At 63.1% G+C, this 19478-nt stretch carries 11 protein-coding genes and 1 pseudogene; 5 read left to right on the forward strand and 7 right to left on the reverse strand.

Annotated features, from left to right (window positions below):
• Positions 1–119: 119 nt before the first annotated feature.
• Complete coding sequence (locus Q7U29_RS26555) at positions 120–284, reverse strand: DUF3309 family protein (protein ID WP_304746413.1); 165 nt, start codon at positions 282–284, stop codon at positions 120–122.
• 156 nt (positions 285–440) lie between these two features.
• On the opposite strand from Q7U29_RS26555, the gene Q7U29_RS26560 reads away from it, so the two are divergent.
• The gene (locus Q7U29_RS26560; protein WP_304746414.1) at positions 441–752 is read left to right on the forward strand and encodes a polyhydroxyalkanoic acid system family protein; all 312 of its coding nucleotides are present in this window, start codon (positions 441–443) and stop codon (positions 750–752) included.
• A gap of 184 nt (positions 753–936) precedes the next feature.
• Here the strand turns inward: Q7U29_RS26560 and treY are convergent, their stop codons facing one another.
• Genes treY through Q7U29_RS26590 form a run of 6 tightly spaced genes read right to left on the reverse strand, consistent with a single transcriptional unit; the run spans position 937 to position 14981 of the window.
• A complete protein-coding gene (treY, locus tag Q7U29_RS26565; RefSeq protein WP_304746470.1) occupies positions 937–3732 on the reverse strand; it encodes a malto-oligosyltrehalose synthase in 2796 nt (931 codons plus the stop codon).
• Positions 3732–5498: a malto-oligosyltrehalose trehalohydrolase gene (gene treZ, locus Q7U29_RS26570; RefSeq protein WP_304746415.1), complete on the reverse strand. Its 1767-nt coding sequence runs from the start codon at positions 5496–5498 to the stop codon at positions 3732–3734. The genes treY and treZ overlap by 1 nt, the downstream gene beginning before the upstream one ends.
• A complete protein-coding gene (gene glgX / locus Q7U29_RS26575) occupies positions 5495–7570 on the reverse strand; it encodes a glycogen debranching protein GlgX (RefSeq protein ID WP_304746417.1) in 2076 nt (691 codons plus the stop codon). Before glgX ends, treZ begins: the two co-directional genes overlap by 4 nt.
• 3 nt (positions 7571–7573) lie before the next feature.
• Positions 7574–9721: a 1,4-alpha-glucan branching protein GlgB gene (gene glgB / locus Q7U29_RS26580; protein WP_304746419.1), complete on the reverse strand. Its 2148-nt coding sequence runs from the start codon at positions 9719–9721 to the stop codon at positions 7574–7576.
• A complete protein-coding gene (treS, locus tag Q7U29_RS26585; RefSeq protein ID WP_304746421.1) occupies positions 9718–13023 on the reverse strand; it encodes a maltose alpha-D-glucosyltransferase in 3306 nt (1101 codons plus the stop codon). The genes glgB and treS overlap by 4 nt, the downstream gene beginning before the upstream one ends.
• Positions 13024–13031: 8 nt before the next feature.
• Positions 13032–14981, reverse strand: a complete 1950-nt coding sequence (locus Q7U29_RS26590) for an alpha-1,4-glucan--maltose-1-phosphate maltosyltransferase (RefSeq protein ID WP_304746423.1) — start codon at positions 14979–14981, stop codon at positions 13032–13034.
• A gap of 200 nt (positions 14982–15181) precedes the next feature.
• Between Q7U29_RS26590 and malQ the strand changes: the two genes are divergently transcribed.
• The 4 genes and pseudogenes from malQ to Q7U29_RS26605 all read left to right on the forward strand — a co-directional run bounded on the left by malQ (position 15182) and on the right by Q7U29_RS26605 (position 19136).
• On the forward strand, positions 15182–17131 hold the full coding sequence (malQ, locus tag Q7U29_RS26595) for a 4-alpha-glucanotransferase (RefSeq protein ID WP_304746425.1): 1950 nt from the start codon (positions 15182–15184) through the stop codon (positions 17129–17131).
• Between the two features lie 77 nt (positions 17132–17208).
• Positions 17209–17790 (forward strand): annotated as a pseudogene (locus Q7U29_RS26600) (glycoside hydrolase family 15 protein); the annotation flags it as partial.
• 106 nt (positions 17791–17896) lie between these two features.
• The gene (locus tag Q7U29_RS27745) at positions 17897–18319 is read left to right on the forward strand and encodes a nuclear transport factor 2 family protein (RefSeq protein ID WP_370691838.1); all 423 of its coding nucleotides are present in this window, start codon (positions 17897–17899) and stop codon (positions 18317–18319) included.
• A 265-nt stretch (positions 18320–18584) separates the two neighbouring features.
• On the forward strand, positions 18585–19136 hold the full coding sequence (locus Q7U29_RS26605) for a hypothetical protein (RefSeq protein WP_304746427.1): 552 nt from the start codon (positions 18585–18587) through the stop codon (positions 19134–19136).
• Positions 19137–19478 lie beyond the last annotated feature (342 nt).

Below are 19478 nucleotides of genomic sequence, written 5' to 3' on the forward strand. Positions count from 1 at the left end.
CTACGAAACCTGGCGCCGTCATTACGGGGCGCGCGGAGCGCGAAACCCGAATCTCGAGGTTAAAATCTCAGGATTACGGGTTCGCGAGTTTAACTCGCGCCCCGGAATGACGAGACGATTTAAAGCTTCCCGAGCAGAAGCAGGATCAACAGGATGACGATGACGAGGCCGATGCCGCCGCCGCCGTAATACCCGGTGCCGTAGAACGGGCCGCCGCCGATGCCGCTGAAGCCGCCGAGCAGGGCGATAACGAGAATAATGAGAATGATCGTACCGAGTGACATGTGGCATCTCCTGCAGCCCGGCAGCGGGCACTGTTGCTCTGCCTTCCCTCGAAAAACGAACCGGAACTCATAAAGTTCCGGATTCGAAACATGCAAATGGCCTCGCATTCGAACGATGCGGAATTACATGGTCTGAATCAGCTGGAGGTTTGAAGAATGTCCGCACCGCTCGTGGTTTCGATTCCGCATCGCCTCGGCCGCGAAGAGGCGGCCCGCCGCCTCAAGACCGGATTGACGCGCGCCGCGTCCAGCGTTCCCGTTTTGAAAGTCGATGAGGAGCGATGGGAGCAGGATCGCATGATCTTCCGCGTCCGCGCGCTCGGGCAGGCGGCTTCAGGTCATCTCGATGTGGCGGACGACCATGTCAGGCTGGAAGTGACCTTGCCCTGGCTGTTGCAGCGATTTGCCGAGGCGGCGCAAACGGCGATCAAGGCTCGCGGCAATTTGCTGCTGACGAAGAAGAGCTGAACTGAGAGCGCTCCGCACTGCAGCATCAAAGAATCCGATGCGCTCGATTTTCGTAAACTTCTCGGTAACCAGACGCACGGAAGATCGACACAGCGGGAGAAGGGAACCGGCTTATTGTCGGCACAACATCCGCAAGGCCGTCCGGCCGTTGATCCCGGGCGGCCTTCCGCGTTTTGGGCGGGCCTTACCTGCGGCCACGCTTTCGCGCCGGCTTCAAGGCGCCCTGAAATTTCGCTTTCATCACCGCGACCGGCAGATGCTGAAACAGCAGGGAGAGCGGTACCTCGATGGCGCCGTTCTTGCCGAGGCCTTCCAGCGAATGGCCCTTGAGGTTGACGGTGCCATCAAAAACGTCACCGCGCGGCCAGCTGCGGCCGCCCTGCGAGAAGGCCGCGAACGATTTCGTGACCGCAACGATCACGGCGTCGCGGCCCCGGCGCCGCGCGAAGGCGATGACATGGTCGCGGTGCGGCCCACTGACCTCGAGCGGCTGATAATCGCCATGCGCGAACAGGTCGGCGAGCTCGGCGCGCCGCTTCAGGAGCCGGCGGGTCCAGGCCAGCTTGATGTGGCCGTCAGGCCAATGTTGCGCGAGATCGGGCCAATCCGGAATCTCCAGGGCGGGCAGCACCGCGGCGCGCGCGGCAAAATCCACCGGGCGCCGGTTATCGGGATCGACCAGCGACAGATCCCAGAATTCCGTGCCCTGATAGAAGTCCGGCACGCCGGGCATCGTCGCCTTCAAGGTGATCTGGCTCAGCGAGTTCAGCGCCCCCAGCAGCGCGACGCGCCTGGCCAGCGTCTCCATCGAATCCAGAAACTCGGCCGAGACAGTCGGATCAAGAATCCGTTCGATGAATGTGTGCAATCCCGCTTCATAGGCCTGGTTGGGATTGAGCCAGCTGGTTTCCTGTTTGCCCTCGCGCGCGGCTTTCAGCGCATAGGCCTGCACCCGCTCCGCAAATGTTTCATCCGGGCCGTCCATCGGCCAGGCGCCGAGCAACGCCTGATACAGCATGTATTCGAACGCGGCCGATGGCGCGCGCATCTCGCCTTCGATCACCAGATGCGGCGCGTTCAGGACTTTCCAGCGCCCGACCGTGCTGGTCCATTCGCCGGGAATTTCCGCCAGCGCCAGGATGCGGGCGCGCGCGTCCTCGCCGCGTTTGGTATCGTGCGTCGCGGTTGACGTCATGCCGTGCGGCCACTCGCTGGCGCGCGTCTGCATCATGTCGTGAAAGGCGTCGACCGAAAGCGCCCTGGCGGAGGGATCGCCGCCGACCTCGTTGAGCGCAAGCAGGCGGTGATAGCGGTAGAATGCGGTGTCCTCCAGCGACTTCGCCATCAGGGGTCCGGTAAACTGCTGCACCTTCAGGGCGAAGCGTCGCACGCGCGGCGCGCTGTGCGCAGGCCCGCCCGGCTTGAGCAGGTCCATGGCCAGCGCATCGCGCAGGAAATCGAAGATGCCCTCGTCGGCGGCGAACCAGTCCGCGCGCGCCTTTTCGATGGTCGCCGAAATCAGCGCACGGTCATGCGGCGATGGCGCTGATGAGGTCAGATAGGTGCGATAGACCGGGAAATGCAGAACATAGAGTTCGAGCGCCTGCCGCAGGCTGTCGGCGGAATAGTCGCGGGTGGAATAGTGTCCGCCGGCGATCCGCGCCAGCAGCCGCGCCAGCACCGTGAACTCGCTGGCCAGCAGGGTTTCGAGCACCCGCCGCTTGGCCTCCTTCAGCAGCGGCTCCAGTTTTGGCGAGGTATTGCTGACCTGCCGCCAAATCTCATCGAGCGGATCGAGGCCGTTGCCGTCGACCAGCACGTGGGTGATGACATTCATCCATTCATATCCCGTGGTGCCGTGCACGCCGGAGAACGGATGCAGCTTCTCGCCTTCGCCGAGAATCTTCTCGATCACGAGGTAGAACGGTTTCGCGTGCTCGCCCTGGGCGTCGCGGATCAGGCGGCGCAGGCGCTGGAAATATTGCGCGGGATCGCGCAGCCCGTCGATATGGTCGAGCCGCAGGCCCTGCAGCCGGCCGTCCGCGATCAGTTGCTTGACCAGGCAGTGGATGGAATCGAGCGTGCCGGGGTCCTCGACGCGCAGGCCGGCCAGCGTATTGACGTCGAAAAAGCGCCGGTAGTTGATGTCGCTGGAAGCCAATCGCCAATGGCCGAGCTTGTAGTGCTGGCGCTCCAAGAGATGATGCAGCGCCAGAATTTGCGCAGGCCGGTCCGCCCCCGCGCGATAGGCGTCCAGCCCGTGCGCGATGATATCAGCACCGCCGTCGATGGCCTGCAACTCGGCCTTGAAGGCGGGCGCTTCCTTGCGGTTGGGATGCCGCAAGCCCTTGTAGCGTGCCGCCAGTGCGAGAATGCGCTTTCCCGCCGCGCTGTCGTCGGCCCCGGCTTCCCTCACGACGCTGCGCAAAATCTCGCTGTACCGCTCGGGGGCGATCGGCAGCCGGTGTTCGAAATACCAGGCGGAGAAGCTGCCTTCGGCAGCGTCGTAGCGCAGCTCGATCTCGCCGCTCTCCAGCGCCCGCCCATAGGACGAACCGATCACCGGCAACAGCACGCCGCCGCGGGCGCGGTACGGCAGCTGGTCCCAGTCGATATCGAACGAGACCGCGTGCGGCGAGGCCGGGCCCCATTCCAGCACGTCGAGCCACCATGGATTGTCGGCGAAATGCACGCCGACATGGTTGGGTACGAAATCGAGGATCAGGCCGATATCGTGCCGTTGCAGCGCCTCGCTCAGTCGCAGGAAGCCGGCCTCGCCGCCGAGCTCGGGATTGAGTTTGGTGTGATCGACGATGTCGTAGCCGTGGGTAGAGCCCTTGCGCGCCTTCATGAAGGGCGAGGCATAGAGATGGCTGATGCCGAGCGCCTTCAGATAGGGCACGACGGCGGCCGCGGCGTCGAAATTGAAATCGGCGGTCAGCTGCAGACGATAGGTCGCGATCGGTACGTCGGCAGTCATCATCGCGAATCCAGACGCCAGAATACCGACCACGGCGGAATCGGTCCGCTGGCCGCGCCGCCCCAGATCGGCGTGCCCATGAGTTCGATTTCCGGGCGGGGAATTTCGTCATTCGACAGGTTGGCCATCAACCGAAGCATTGCGCCATCGCCCATGCGCCAGTTCGCCGTCAGCAAGCCGTTGTCCGCCGCGTGCGCCTCGCCGAATGCCGCGCTAGCCAGCCGCGGAACGATTTTTTCGCGGCGAATCGCGAGCAGGTCCCGCACCAGCGCCAGCCGCCGGCGCCCGTTCGCCTGATCGCGGGAGTCCCAATCCAGCACCGCGGATTCGGCGGTCGATCGCTCGAGCGGGTCGGGGACCTCGTTGCCGTGTTCCGCATAGGCGTCGGCAAATTCCCTGCGCCGCCCCTGCCGCACGGCCTCGGCGAGTTCGCCTTCGAAGTCACAGAAGAACGGGAATGGCGCTTTTGAACCCCATTCCTCGCCCATGAACAGCATCGGCACCATCGGCGCCAGCAGGGTAATCGCCAGTCCGGCTTCGACCGCCCTGGGCTCGGCAATGGCTTCAAGCCGGTCACCGAGCGCGCGGTTGCCGATCTGGTCGTGATTTTGCAGAAAATTGACAAACGAAATGGGAGCGAGCTGGCCGCTGGGCTCGCCGCGCAGCGCCCCGCCGCGATGCGCGGAGGCTTCGCCCTGGTAGACGAAGCCGGACGCCAGCGCCCGCGCGATGTCCCGCAGCGGCGATCTCGCATAGTCGCCGTAATAGCCATGGACTTCCCCGGTCAGCAGCACATGCCAGGCATGGTGATAGTCGTCATTCCACTGCGCGCGATAATTGCCACGGGGCGGATCCTGCCCGGCATCCAGCAGGCTTGCGGCGTTGTCGTCGTTTTCCAGCACCAGATGGATATGCCGGCCGGTTTCGATGGCGAGGTCACCGACGGCGCGGCTGAGATCATGCAGCATCGAGATTTCGCCGAGCTCGGGAATGGCATGCACCGCATCCAGCCGCAGCCCGTCGAAGCGGTATTCGCGCAGCCAGTACAGCGCGTTGCCGATCGCGAAGGCGCGCACTTGCCTCACCCGATAGTCGATCGCGCTGCCCCACGGCGTCTGCGCCTCGGTGAAGAAGTCCGGCGCATAACGGCCGAGGTAATTTCCCTCGGGCCCGAAGTGGTTATAGACCACGTCGAGAAACACCATCAGCCCGCGCAGATGTGCCTCGTCGATCAGCGCCTTGAGATCGTCGGGGCGACCATAGGTGCCGTCGGGCGCATACCACAGCACGCCGTCATAGCCCCAGTTGCGGGACCCGGCGAAATCCGCCAGCGGCATCAATTCCAGCGCGGTGATACCGGTTTCCATCAGATGATCGAGCCTGCCGATCATGGCGCGGTAAGTGCCGTCAGGCGTGAAGGTGCCGACATGGCTTTCCAGCAGCACGGTGTCCTGCCACGGCCGTCCGCGCCAGTCGGCCGCGCGCCAGCGGTAAGCGCCGTGATCGATCAGCTCGCTCGGACCCTTGATATCGTCGGGCTGAAAGGCGGAGGCCGGATCTGGCACGTCGATCTCGTCGTCGATGCGGAATTTGTAGCGCGCTCCGGCCTTTACACCGGCGACGTCGGCGGCAAACCAGCCGCCTTCGCCGCGCTGCATCGGGTGAGATGTGTCCAGCAGCAGCTCGACACGCTTCGCCGCCGGCGCCCACAATGAGAAGGAGGCGCCGTCCGATGTCAGCCTTGCGCCGAATTGCCGCTCATTCATGCCGAACCCGCAAAGGCGAGGACCGAGCGGGGAGATGCCTTGATCTCGCTTCCCGACGCGAAGTCCATGACCTCCTGCTTAACGTCCGCGGTGCTCAATAGTTGCTGCCAGCTCTTGTATTCCGGCATGCCAGGCAGTTTGAACGCGATCTCTTCGGGGGCGGCGTTCAGCACGATGAAGATCGGTTGCTGTCCGTCCCCGGTCGGTCCCAGCACGTAGGCCAGGAACCGGCCTTCCGGAAAATTCCAGTCCTCTTCCGTCATCTCCTCGGCGGCGGGCGTCAGCCACAACACGCCATACGAACCGTCGGCGCGCCGGCCGTCGAGCCAGCAGTGTGAGCGGATCTGCGGAAAGCGCCTGCGCAATTCCGTCATGTGACCGACGAATCCGGTGAGGTCGTCGCCTTCGCGGCCGAGGCCCTCCCAGCCGACCCAGCCGATCTCGCTGTCCTGACAATAGGCGTTGTTGTTGCCGTTCTGGGTGTTGCCGACCTCGTCGCCGGCCAGGATCAGCGGCAGGCCCTGGGCCAGCAGCAGGCAGGCCAGCTGGTTTTTCCGGAGCTGGCGGCGCAGCGCGATGATCGCCGGATCGTCGGTAGGGCCTTCATGGCCGCAGTTGTTGCTCAGGTTGTCGCTGGAGCCGTCGCGATTGTCCTCGCCGTTGGCCTCGTTGTGCTTCTCGTTGTAGCTGAACAGGTCCGCCAGCGTGAAGCCGTCATGGACGGTGATGTGATTGACCCCGGCCCGCTGGGTGCGGCCGTCATGGTTGAACAGGTCGGACGAGCCGGTCATGCGGCGCGACACTTCGCCGATCAGGCTGCCTTCGCCGCTCCAGTAGCGCCGCATCGCGCTGCGATAGCGGTCGTTCCACTCCGACCATTGCGAGGGAAACGCACCGACCTGATAGCCGCCCATGCCGAGATCCCACGGCTCCGCCACCAGCTTCACCGAGGCCAGTACCGGGTCCTGACGGATCGCGGTCAGGAAGGAGGCGTTGCGGTCGTAGCCGTTCGGCCCGCGCGCCAGCGTGGTCGCGAGATCGAAACGGAAGCCGTCGACATGGCAGACCTCGACCCAGTAGCGCAGCGAATCCATCACCATCTGCAGCACGCGCGGATGGGTGAGGTTGACCGAGCTGCCGCAACCGGTGAAATCGTCGTAGAACCGCGGATTGTCCGGCTTCAGCCAGTAGTAGGAGGCATTGTCGATGCCGCGAAACGACAGCGTCGGGCCGAGATGGTTGCCCTCGGCGGTGTGGTTGTAGACGACATCGAGCATCACCTCGATGCCGGCGTCGTGCAGCCGCGCCACCGTGGTGCGGAAGGCGTCGAGCGGGTTGTCCTGCGAGTAGCGCGCCTCCGGCGCGAAAAACGACAGCGTGTTGTAGCCCCAGTAGTTCACCAGCTTCTTCTCGACGAGGGTGCGATCGTCGACGAAGCCGTGGATCGGAAGCAATTCGATGGTGGTGATGCCGAGCCGCTTGAGGTGGTCTATCATCGCAGGCGACGACAGCCCGCCATAGGTGCCGCGCAGGCCGGGCGGCACGTCCTCGCGCTTCTGGGTCAGGCCTTTGACGTGCGCCTCATAGATGATGGTGTCTTGCCAGGGGATATTGAGACGCATTTCGCGGCGGCCCCAATTAAAAGTCTCGTCGACCACGACGGCCTTCGGCATGCCGCGGGCATTGTCGCGGCGGTCGAATGACAGGTCCTCGCGGGCGCTGCCGGTACGATAGGCGAAATGCGCATCGCTCCATACCAGACGGCCCGCCGTTCGCCTGGCATAGGGATCGATCAGCAGCTTGTTGGCGTTGAAGCGGTGGCCGTGCTCGGGCTCGTACGGCCCGTGGACGCGATAGCCATAGAGCTGGCCCGGCGACACGTCGTTCAGATAGCCGTGCCAGACATCCTCGGTACGTTCCGGCAGTTCGATGCGTTCGAGTTCGCGACGTCCCTGGCTGTCGAACAGGCACAGCTCGACCTTCTGCGCATTGGCCGAGAACAGCGCGAAGTTAGTGCCCCGGCCGTCCCAGCTTGCACCGAGGCGTGAGGACGTTCCGGCGGTCAATCGCATGCGTCAGCTTTCCGGTACGAGAAATATCGCGGCCAGTGGGGGAATGGTGAGATCGAGTTGGGGCACGAGGCCTTCCAACGTCTGGACCTCGCCGACGTTCCCGTCATTGCTGCCGCCGTAATGCGCGGAGTCCGAGTTGAACACCTCGCGCCATTTGCCGGTGAACGGCACGCGGATGCGGTAGTCATGATAGACGTTCGGCGAAAAATTGACGACGACGAGGCAGCGCGCGCGGGCAGCGTTGCCCTTGCGGATGAAGCCGAACACGTTGCCGGCGGCATCGTCGGTCACCACCCATTCGAACCCGGCGGGATCGCAGTCCAGTTCATGCAGCGCCGGCAGCGACGAATACAGCCTGTTGAGGTCGCGGATCAGGCTGTGGATGCCGCCGTGCCTTGGCTGTTCGAGCAGATTCCAGTCGAGCGCACGGTCGTGATTCCACTCCCGTTCCTGGCCAAACTCGCAGCCCATGAACATCAGCTTCTTGCCGGGATGCGCGAACATGAAGGAGTAATAGGCGCGCAGATTGGCAAAACGCTGCCAGTCATCGCCGGGCATCCGGCCCAGCAGCGAGCGTTTGCCGTGGACGACCTCGTCATGCGACAGCGGCAGGACGAAATTTTCCGAGAAGGCATAGTGCAGGCCGAACAGGATATCGCCGTGATGGTGCTTGCGATGGATCGGGTCCTTGCTGATGTAACTCAGCGTGTCGTGCATCCAGCCCATGTTCCATTTGTAGCCGAAGCCGAGCCCGCCATATTCGACCGGCCGCGACACCTGCGGCCACGCGGTCGATTCTTCCGCCGCCGTGGTGGCCTCCGGAAAGCGGGCGAACAGCTCGGTGTTGAAGCGGCGCAGGAAGTCGACCGCCTCAAGATTTTCCCGGCCGCCATATTTGTTCGGTATCCAGCCGCCGGCCGGCCGGCTGTAGTCGAGATACAGCATCGAGGCCACCGCATCGACGCGCAGGCCGTCGATGGCGTAGCGCTCCAGCCAGAACAGCGCGTTCGACACCAGGAAATTGACCACTTCGGTGCGGCCGTAATTGTAGATCAGCGTGCCCCAGTCCATGTGCCGTCCCTGCAACGGGTTGGCGTGTTCGTAGAGCGCGGTGCCGTCGAAATTGGCGAGGCCGTGCGGATCGTCGGGGAAATGACCGGGCACCCAGTCCAGCAACACGCCGATGCCTTCGCGATGAAAGGCATCGATCAGTGCGGCGAAATCTTCCGGCGTGCCGAACCGGCTGGTCGGCGCGTACATGCCGGTCGGCTGATAGCCCCATGAGCCGTCGAACGGATGCTCGCTGACGGGCAGGAATTCGACATGGGTGAAGCCGAGATCCCTGACATAATGTGGCAATTGCTCGGCGAGCTCGCGATAGCTCAGCCATGCGTTGTTATCGTGGCGCCGCCACGAGCCGAGATGGACCTCGTAGATCGACATCGGCGCGCCGAGCGCGTTGATGCCTGATGGCGCCGGGCGCGGACGCGGCAGTTTTGCCTCGTCGAATACGATCGAAGCGCTGCTCGGGCGGATTTCGGCGGCAAACGCCATCGGGTCGGATTTCAGCGGCAACTGCTCGCCATGCGGACCGATGATATCGAACTTGTAGTGATCGCCGGCGGCGGCATGGGGCACGAACAGCTCCCAATAGCCGGCACCGCGCACCCGCATCGGATGTCGCCGCGGATTCCAGAAATTGAAGTCGCCGACCACGCTGACCCGTTTGGCATTGGGGGCCAGTACCACGAAGGCCACGCCGGGAACGCCGTCCAGCGTCATCGGATGCGCGCCGAGCTTGTCGTAGATGCGCTGGTGCGTGCCTTCACCGAGGAGATACAGGTCGAAATCGGTCAGCACCGGCGGAAAGCGGTAGGGATCGTCGAGGTCGACCACGGTGTCGCCGAACCGGGCGCGCAGCTGATAGCGCTTGGAGCCATTGGGCATCGCGCCGACAAACAGGCCGGCGTCATGGACGCGCGCCAACGCAGCCGTCTCGCCATGCTCGCCGATCGCCTCGACATTGGAGGCCTCGGGGAGGAACGCGCGCACCACGCTCTTGTCCCCCTCGGCGTGGAGGCCGAGATAATGGAAGGGGTCGGAATGGCGGCCTTCGACGATCGCATAGGCCTCGGCGGACAGTTTGGTCATGAGGCCTCGTTGGGTTGTTGGGACAGAATACGAAGCGCGCCGGTCAGCGGGACGCGCAGCCAGTCGTGCCGGTGAGCGAGTTCGTATTCGATCTCGTAGATGGCTTTTTCGAGCAGGAAGAAATTCAGCATCGCTTCGCTCGCCCGCGGCTCGGCGGGCCACAGCAACGGGTTGGTCATGGTGTCGCGATAGGCGGCGAGGAAGGCTGCCGACGAGCGGTCGCGCCATTCCGACAGCGCCGCGCCAAGCTTGCCGTGCTCGTCGGGCGCCACATTGAGCGCGCGTTCCAGTGCTGCGGTCGCCGAATAGTCGATCGAGCGGATCAGACCGGCGACATCACGTGCTGCGGGGGCCTTGCGCCGGCGATCGGCCAGGCTGCGTCGAGGCTCGCCTTCGAAATCGATGATGAAGATATCGTCCTTGGCGATCAGCATCTGTCCGAGGTGGAAATCGCCGTGATGACGGATGTTGAGACCGCCGATATCCGGAGGGAGCAGTGCGCCGAGGCGATCGTTCAGGTTGGCGCGCTGCGCCAGCAATTGATCGACCAGCACGCGATCGGATTCCCGTAACCCCGACTGGCGTTGCTGCAATGCCTGGCAGACGCGCCCGGCACGGGCGGAAATTTCCTGGATCCAGAGCCGCACGTGTTCGGGCCGGATCGGCTCCGGCGTGAAGTCGGCCAGTTCGCCGCTGCCGGCCAGTGCCAGATGCATTTCGGCCACGCGTCGTCCGGTCTGCGACATGTAGCGCAGATAGGGGACCTGCTCTTCGCTCTCGCCGGGATGCTCGCTCGCCGCCAGCAGGCGCTGCTCCTCGACAAAGCGGTCGAGATAGGCCGAGGTCACGGTCCAGGCATCGCCCTGATTTTGCACGAAGGCGTGGACGACGGCGACCGCGCTGGTCTTGTCGCCTTCGATAAGCTCGACGCTGCCGAGCAGCGCCGGCGTGTTGGCGAAGCCCGCGACTTCGGTCAGGAAGCGGCCGACCTCGATCTCCGGATTGATGCCGGGCTCGAGTTTTCGATAAATCTTGCAGACGTAATCATTATCGACCAGCGCCGTGGAGTTGGATTGCTCGGTCTCGACCGCGCGAATATGCACCGGCGGCTTGAACGGATGTTCCAGAAGCCTGGCGGTCGGCCTGAATTCGAGGCGTACGCCCTCGAGTTCATCGACAACGAGGGAGTCGCGCAGATTGCGCAGCAGCAGGGCGATGAAAATCTGGTCGGTGGCGACGTCCAGCAGGGTGCCTTCGCGCGCGCCCTGGCGCACCGCCGCGAAGGCGCGGGGATTGTAGCGCTCGCGGTCGAAACGAACCCACTCGATCTGCATCGGCAGCACATAGCGCGAACTCTCGCCGTGTTCGGTGGTCGCCTCGAAAAAGGCAAGCCACGGCCGGTTGTCGCCGATATCGCAGAACGGCACCGCCGAGGTCACGTTGGGGCGGATCTCCCGCGACGAGCGCTCCGGGTACCAGCGGGTTCGCGCCAGATAGGTCGGCAACACGTCGCGCTCGAACACGCCGCGGGTGCGCGCCAGCGACATCCATGTGGCGCCGAGCGGCACCACGAGCGTCTCGAATTCCGGAACGGCAGTCGGCTCGACCGGCTCCGACTTGTCGCGCTCCGTGAGCTGGAACCAGTAGAACCCGTACGGCGCCAGCGCGATCATGTAAGGCAGTTCGCCGATCGGCGGGAAGCGGGTGCGGCCCAGCATCTCCAGCGGGATGCGGCCCTTCCAGGCCGACAAATCGAGTTCGGTCGCCTGCGCCGATCGCGACAGATTGGCGACGCAGAGAATGACTTCGTCCTGGTACTGGCGGACGTAGCACAGCACCGAGCGGTTGACCGGGCGGATGAAGGTCATGGTGCCGCGCCCGAACGCCAAGGTGGACTTGCGCACCGAGATCAGCCGCTTGGTGGCGCTGAGCAGCGAGGACAGGCTGCGCGACTGCGCTTCCACATTCACCGACTCATAGCCGTAGACCGGATCCATGATGGTGGGCGCGTAGAGCCGTGCCGGATCGGCCCGGGAGAAGCCGCCATTGCGGTCCGGCGACCACTGCATCGGCGTGCGCACGCCGTTGCGGTCGCCGAGATAGATGTTGTCGCCCATGCCGATTTCATCGCCGTAATAGATGATCGGCGTGCCCGGGAACGACAGCAGCAGGGAATTCATCAGCTCGATCTTGCGCCGGTCATTGTCCATCAGCGGCGCCAGCCGCCGCCTTATGCCGACATTGATGCGCGCGCGCGGGTCGTTGGCGTAGGTCGACCACAGATAGTCGCGCTCGACGTCGGTGACCATTTCCAGCGTCAACTCGTCGTGGTTGCGCAGGAACAGCGCCCACTGGCAGTTGGCCGGGATATCCGGGGTCTGGCGCAGGATGTCGGTGATCGGAAAGCGATCCTCCTGGGCGATCGCCATGTAGATCCGCGGCATCAGCGGAAAGTGATAGGCCATGTGGCATTCGTCGCCGCGGCCGAAATATTCCTGCACGTCCTCCGGCCACTGGTTGGCTTCCGCCAGCAGCACCTTGCCCCTGGCATAGGCGTCGAGTTCGCCGCGCAGCTTCTTGATGATGCTGTGGGTCTCGGGGAGGTTCTCGTTGTTGGTGCCGTCGCGCTCGCACAGATAGGGAATGGCGTCGAGACGGAAGCCGTCGACGCCGGAATCGAGCCAGCGCTTCATCACCTGCACCAGCGCGCTGACCACGCGCGGGTTGTCGAAATTGAGATCGGGCTGGTGCGAGAAGAAGCGGTGCCAGTAGAACTGGCCGGCTTCCGGATCCCAGGTCCAGTTCGATTTCTCGGTGTCGGTGAAGATGATCCGCGTGCCCTGGTACTTCTGGTCGGTGTCGCTCCAGACATACCAGTTGCGCGCGCTCGATTTCGGATCGCTGCGGCGGGCGCGCTTGAACCAGTCGTGCTGGTCCGAGGTGTGATTGATGACGAGCTCGGTGATCACGCGCAGGCCGCGCGCCTTGGCCTCGGCGATGAAGCGCTTGAAATCCTTCATGGTGCCGAAATCGGGATTGATCGCGCCGTAGTCGGCGATGTCGTAGCCGTCGTCGCGGCCGGGCGAGGGATAGAACGGCAGCAGCCAGAGTGCGGTGACGCCGAGTTCCTGCAGGTAGCCGAGCTTTTCGGTCAGTCCGGCAAAATCGCCGATGCCGTCATTGTTGCTGTCGGCAAAGGCCTTGACGTGCAGCTGATAGATGATGGCGTCCTTGTACCACAGCTCGTCGCTCACGTCCTTGACGGGAAGCTCCCTGGCGTCGATCGACGACATCACGTTCATGGCGCGCCTCACGCCAGGCAACGGAAGAGTATGGCGGGATCGCGCACCGGATCGATCCGCAGCCGGATGCCGCCGTGCTCGACCGGATAGCGTTCGCCGGTCATCAGGTTTTCCACCGCGGCGACGTTGCGGCGATCGTCGGGCATGCCGACCTGGATATCGCCCAGCGGCAGCCAGAATTCATGGACGTCGCGCGACAGCGCGATGGCGGCGATGACGCTGTTGGTTTGGTTGACCGATTCCTTGACGAAGGCGATGATGTTGGTGTCCTCGACTGGGAGAAAATGCAAATTGCCGGTCTGCTGCAGCGCCGCGTTTTGCCGGCGGGCGCGGTTGAGATCGCGGAGGTAGGGCTTGATATTGCCGGGCTTGTCCCAATCCCGCACCTTGATCTCGTATTTTTCGGAATCGAGATATTCTTCCCTGCCGGGGATCGGCTCATGCTCGAGCAATTCGAAACCGCTGTAGACACCGTAGGTGCTGGACAGCGTGGCAGCGAGCGCCGCGCGTGATTTGAACATCCAGGTCTCGCCGCTCTGCAGATGATAGGGCAGAATATCCGGCGTATTGACGAAGAAATTGGGGCGATAGTAATCGCGTTCGGGATAGGCGGTCAGTTCGGTCAGATACTGCTCCAGCTCCCATTTCTGGGTCCGCCAGGTGAAGTAGGTATAGGACTGGGTGAAACCGAGCTTGGCGAGGCCCTTCATCAGTTTCGGGCGCGTAAAGGCTTCGGCCAGAAAGATCGTGTCGGGATGAAGCAGCTGAACCTCATGGATCAGCCATTCCCAGAACCTGAACGGCTTGGTGTGGGGATTGTCGACCCGGAAGATGCTGACGCCCTGATCGATCCAGAACAGGATGACGTCGCGCAACGCGTTCCACAGCGCGCCGGCGTCCTCGGAGGCAAAATCGGGATTGACGATGTCTTCGTACTTCTTGGGCGGGTTCTCCGCATAGCGCATCGACCCGTCCGGCCGTTTCCTGAACCATTGCGGATGGTCCCTGAGCCAGGGATGGTCGGGCGAACACTGCACGGCGATGTCGAGTGCCACTTCCATGTTCAGCTGCTTGCACGCCGCAACGAAGCCGCGAAAATCCTCCAGCGTGCCCAGTTCCGGATGCACGGCATCGTGCCCGCCGTCGGCCGACCCGATGGCGTAGGGGCTGCCGGGATCGCCTTCCGCCGCCGTCACCGCATTGTTGCGGCCCTTGCGGTTGGTCTGGCCGATCGGGTGAATCGGCGTCAGATAGACCACGTCGAAGCCCATGTCAGCGATATCGGCCAGTCGCGCGATACAATCCTGGAAGGTGCCGTGCTGGCCGGGGTGAACGCCCTGGCTGCGGGGCATCATCTCGTACCAGGCGCCGTGGCGCGCCCGTGGCCGGTCGGCGACAAACGGGAAGAGCTGCGATCGGGTCAGATCCGGCCGTAGCTGGCTTTCGGCCATGGCGGTCTTCAGTTCATCGGTCAGCAGCGGCGCGGCTTCGCCGGTCTGCAGAAAATCCTCGCATTGCCGCAGGATCACGGCGGCCGCCGCCTGTCCACCGGCCTGCGCCTTGGTCAGCATGCCCGCGCCTTCGATGGCGTTGAGGGTGAGATCGGCGCCGGCCTTTTGCTTCAGTTCGAAGCCGTGCCGCCAGGTGGCGAACTCGTCGGTCCAGGCCTCGATGGCATAGACATAGCGGCCGGGAGCGTCGGGCACGAACGCGCCGCCCCAGCGGTCGTTGCTGTGGTGGGTCATCGGGGCCCTGTGCCATTCGCGGTCTTGCTCGCGCCGCCAGACCAACGCCGCGGCAATGACATCATGGCCGTCGCGATAGATGTCCGCCCACACCTCGACGCGCTCGCCGACGATGCGCTTCACAGGGAAGCGGCCACCGTCGATCAGCGGGAAGACATCTTCGATATGGAAAGCGCCACCGGCGCTCTCGACAGTTTGAGTTGTCTTGTTCACGGTGATGCCATTGACATGGGAAAGACGTCCCGTTGCGGTTGCGGGACGCGGGATGTTCCGGACATATATACAAAGCCGCTCAACGGACATTGGTTCCCGGGGAACGGCGGGGATGGCAGAGAGTTAACCACGGCTATCCTCTTCCGACATCTAGAGAATTTCGCGACATCTCGGGTTGTCGCGTGCAAACCCTGTGCCGAATGGACCTTCTCACCAGAGCCAGAGAGCTGGGGATTCAGACCGAATATATCGATGGTCAGGGTCACCGCCATGTGACGGACGCAGACGCGCTGCAAATCATCCTCGATGCCCTGCCGGTGCGCACGCCCTGCCGGTTTCTGGATCAGGCGGTGGTGGTGCGGTCGGGTCACCCCTCCCGGACCGAACTCAGACCGGCCGCCGCATTCCCGCTGCGCTGGAAAATCGTGACGGGAGATAGGGTTATCGCCGATGGCGAGGCCCATGATCGCGCCATCGTCTGGCCGGATCTGCCTGTCGGCTCCTGGCGATTGCATCTGGCCGACGCGTCCGGCTTCGCCGAGCAAGCACCTTTGATCGTGGCGCCGCCCCGGGCTTTCGCAGGCGATTTCGACCGCTGCTGGCTGTTGGCCGTGCAGCTCTACGGCGTCCGGTCGGCGCGCAACTGGGGGATCGGGGATTTCACCGACCTCGAAGGATTGATCGAACTGGCCGCCAGTCTCGGCGCCGACGGCGTCGGCCTCAATCCGCTGCATGCCCTGTTCGACGACCGCCCGGGCGATTGCAGTCCCTATTCGCCGAACAGCCGGCTGTTCCTGAACCCGCTCTATGTCGATGTCGAAAAGCTGCCGGGATATCAGCGCGCGTTCGAGAGCAAGGGCGCGGTCGCGGGGCTGAGAGCGGGCGATACCGTCAATTATGCAGGCGTTGCCGAGCTGAAATGGCGCGCGCTGCGTTTCGCTTTCGATACGTTCAAGGCCAACCCCAAAGGAGAGCGCAAGCAGGATTTCGAGAACTTCCGCGCCGAGCGCGCGCCGTTGCTGCCGCGGTTCGCCTGTTTCGAGGTGCTGCGGCACAAATTCGGCAAGCCGTGGTGGGAATGGCCCGAACAATGGCGCCAGCCGGACGAGGCCACATGCGCGTCCCTGTGTCAGGGGGAGGATGCCCTGGAAATCGAATTCGTCGAATTCGTGCAATGGACAGCCGACCGGCAGTTGCTGGCCTGCAAGGAGCTCGCGGCTTCGCTCGGCATGAAGGTCGGGCTTTACCTCGACGTCGCCGTCGGGGTGCAGTGCGACGGGTTCGACGCCTGGAATGAGCAATCGGCGATCTCGCGCCATCTCTCGGTCGGCGCGCCGCCGGATCCGCTCAACACCGCGGGCCAGAACTGGGGCCTCGCCGGCTTCAACGCTGCCGGCCTCGAACTGCAGTCGTTCGAGCCCTATCGCGAGATGCTGCGCGCCTCGATGCGCCATGCCGGCGCGATCAGGCTCGATCATGTGCTCGGCCTGAAGCGGCTTTACCTGGTGCCGCACGGTTTTGCCGCCGACAACGGCGTCTATGTGCAAATGCCGTTCGAGCCGCTGCTGGCCGTCACCGCGCAGGAAAGCGTGAGACATCGCTGCGTGGTGATCGGTGAAGACCTCGGCACCGTGCCGGAGGGATTTCGCGAGCAGATGGCGGGGTGGGGCATCTGGTCGTACCAGGTGATGATGTTCGAGCGCGACGACACGGGCTCGTTTCGCGGCGTCGACCACTATGCCGCCAATGCGCTGGTCACCTTCAACACCCATGATCTGTCGACCTATGCCGGCTGGCGCTCGTTCAGCGATCTCAAGCTGAAACGCTCGATCGGGATCGATCCCGGCGAGAGCGACGATGCGAGGTGGCATGCCCTGCACATGCTGAGCGACATGCTGCGCCATCATGCCATCGAAGATCACGACCTCTATGCGGTGGCGGGCTTTCTGGCGCGAACCAGATCCCGCCTGCTGGCGATCTCGCTGGAGGATCTGCTGGGCGTGGTCGAGCAGCCCAACATTCCCGGCACCGTCAACGAGCATCCGAACTGGCGACAGCGGCTGCCGCTGACGATCGACGCTCTGGCCTCCGCGATCGATGTCGCCGCGCTCAAGCGCGCGACGGCGGAACGGTCGCGGGCGGCGGGCTGAGTTTCTAGCTGGTGAAATGATTTGTCCTGCCGGATCGAAGATTACGGGTTGATCGGCGATTGCGAGACCGCGGCCCCGGCGAACTGATCGACGCGTTTCATCAATCGCGGATGGCCGAACTGAAGCTCGATGACGGCACGTGGGACCTGGAATGCGCGGTGCTCGAACATCTGGAAAAGGTATGGGATCAGCCGGATCACGGCATCTGGGAGCGGCGCGGCGCCGCCAGACATTACGTATTCTCGAAAGTGATGACGTGGGTCGCGTTCGATCGCGGCATCAAGAGCGCCGAAAAATTCGGCTTCAAGGCGCCGCTCGATCGCTGGCGGAGCCTGCGCGATACGATTTGCCGCGATGTCTGCGAGAAGGGTTTTGACACGACGCACAACACCTTCGTCGAATTTTACGGTTCAGAAACACTCGATGCCGGCCTGCTGTTGCTGCCGGCGGTGGGCTTCCTGCCGGCGTCGGACTCGCGGATTCGCGGCAGCATCGCGGCGGTCGAACAGCATCTGATGCAAGACGGGTTCGTGCTGCGCCACGATCCCCGCGAGGTGTCGAATGAAATGCAGCCGATCGAGGGTGCCTTTCTCGCCTGCAGCCTCTGGCTCGCGGATGCCCATGAGCTTGCCGGCGAGTTCGACAAGGCGCAGATATTAAAAGCGACACGAATGACCCTGAGCGGTAGTTTGAGTTGCATGACAATCGAGCGGCATGCCATACTGAGTTACGGATGCTGCAGCCTTGTCCGATGCGGAGATCGATATGTCACCGGAGGCGAATGTCAAATTGGTTCTCAAGTACTTCGATGGCTGCAATACGGGCGATATCGAGCACTTGAAAAGCACCTTGGAGGACGACGTAGTTCACTATTTCCTGCCTCAGGTCCATCGACCCATCAGAGGGTCTGACCACTTGGCCAGATATTGGCGGAAATTCAAACAAGTGTATCAACCAACTTGGAAAATTGACCATACACTTGCAAGCGGCAACGAGGTAGTCAGTGAATGGAGTTGCGCTTACACGCAGCCGTCAACCGGCGACCGGCTGATATTTCGAGGAACCGAATGGTACGTCATCACGCAGGGCCAAATTGCAGAAGTGCGTGCCTACTATCATTATGATGAATCTAGAGACTGCCAGCTGAATGGTTTTCCATACGCAGATCGCCGCTACCTTGCAAAGTAGCGCACGTCGTTTGTTGGCACGAAACGGACCAGCCGAGCCGGTCTAACGATGTCCGTTGACCGGGGTAGAGCAGAAGCCTCGTTTTGGGGCCGTCAGGTCCGAGTCTGGCCCAACTGAGACATCGGGCGAGATGTAGTTCGAAGCCTAATGAGGTGTCAGCGACTGTGCGATTGCGCGTATACCTTGCAGCGAGCCCGAAATCCAAGAATACCAAGACAGTTCATAAGTCATTTGACGAATCCTGGATCAGGAGGGCTCCCCCAAGATGCCATTCATTTTTCGACATCTGTTCCTTGGAGCAGGGCTGGTTGCTGCAGCTGTCGGTGCCCTAGCGTTTCCTGCCTTCGCCAACGCTCCGCGACAGCTTTACAATAAAACGATACAGATCAACTGGTCTGTCCAGATCGTTCGAGCAGACGGCCAAGGGCAGAAAAATTTCGTCTCCTCAGCCGTGAGTCGTACGGTGTACGTCAGTTCGGGTGGGCGTTTGTTCGAACGTGCATCGCGGTCGAATAAACGTGGCAAAAAGCAAACCGATAATGCGCCTGATACGACGCGCAACAAGGGTGGAGAAGCAACGGGGATAAGGTTTAGCGGCAACCGGCTCATCGGCCATACCGCCTTCGCGCAAGGTGCGCGCCAATGGGTTGCGACCTTCGACTCTAGCTTTTCCAAATGCACGGTCGCAGTAACGTTCGGTCGCGAAGGAGGAGCAATGAAGCGTAGGGGCATCGACGGGGTCATGCATACGAACGAGTCGATGACTGCATCAGGCGAAAGCTGCTCGATCCGTGATGGCAATCCTTTCGGGGACTAGGCAAGTCTAGAAACCCGCGGATGTTGCTTGCTGGCACGAAGCGGACCTGAGCGTGTAGCCTGAAGATGTCGGATATCGGGGTAGATCGGACATCCCGCACCGGAGGGCCGAGGTCTGCAGTTGGCACTTTTCGGACCAGAGGCGAGGCCCGATTTGAGTCTGCAATTCGCAGGATAGCGGACGTCGAGCCGCGCACACGAACTTCGGTTTACGAGCACTCGCCCTGGGCGGATCGCCGACTCCGGGTTTGCGCTCCGGAAGCACGACGACGAATCCGCGCGCGGCGGCGGAACCCGCGAGCCCCAGGCTGCTTGGTTAGGCGAACCTTTGCCGGAGGCCGCC

Origin of the sequence: Bradyrhizobium sp. (genome assembly GCF_030654605.1) — a bacterium.
Lineage (GTDB): Bacteria > Pseudomonadota > Alphaproteobacteria > Rhizobiales > Xanthobacteraceae > Bradyrhizobium.